The sequence below is a fragment of the Paraburkholderia sp. SIMBA_027 genome (assembly GCF_046535315.1).
Taxonomy (GTDB): domain Bacteria; phylum Pseudomonadota; class Gammaproteobacteria; order Burkholderiales; family Burkholderiaceae; genus Paraburkholderia; species Paraburkholderia tropica.
The window spans coordinates 1-445 of record NZ_JAWRWY010000110.1 but is presented as its reverse complement, the minus strand read 5'-3'; the positions used below and the strand labels follow the sequence as shown (position 1 = coordinate 445).

Annotated in this window: 1 protein-coding gene; it reads right to left on the bottom strand. The window is 55.3% G+C overall.

The genetic code is table 11. From position 1 onward, the window contains the following. Nucleotides 1–268 (bottom strand): hypothetical protein (locus SB764_RS38355; protein ID WP_410866512.1); only part of this gene is annotated, 268 nt, incomplete at its 3' end. Between the last annotated feature and the right edge of the window lie 177 nt (nt 269–445).

The window sequence follows — 445 nt, the reverse complement described above, 5'->3', positions numbered from 1 at the left end:
CCGCGAGGAGCCGAACGAACTGAGCTTGCAGGGGACCTGATGATACCCACTGAATGAGCTCATTGCGGGCTTTCTCCTGTTTGATCGGATCCTCACTGCGCAGATGCTCGTAAAGACCGGTGAGCATCACATGATAGTGTCCAAGAACCGAGGCCATCGCCACGGTATGACGATGGCCGTTGGTCAGAACTGAAGCATAGACGCGCGCCCAATGGCTACGTAACTCTAAATTTTCAACTGGTACGGCCCTTCGCTCGGTGTCATCCAAAGTCGCGTCTGGTTGGAGGGGGGTTGCGTAGAATGAATCGTAGAGGCTCGGGCCTGGATGTGGAAACTGTACAGTCTCACGTTGGTAAAGGTTTCGCATCTGACGCCACGGCTCCGTGACCGTAGCCGAAGCAGCGATGCCCTTGATTTTTCGCCGGACGGTGGAATCGGGTTCATA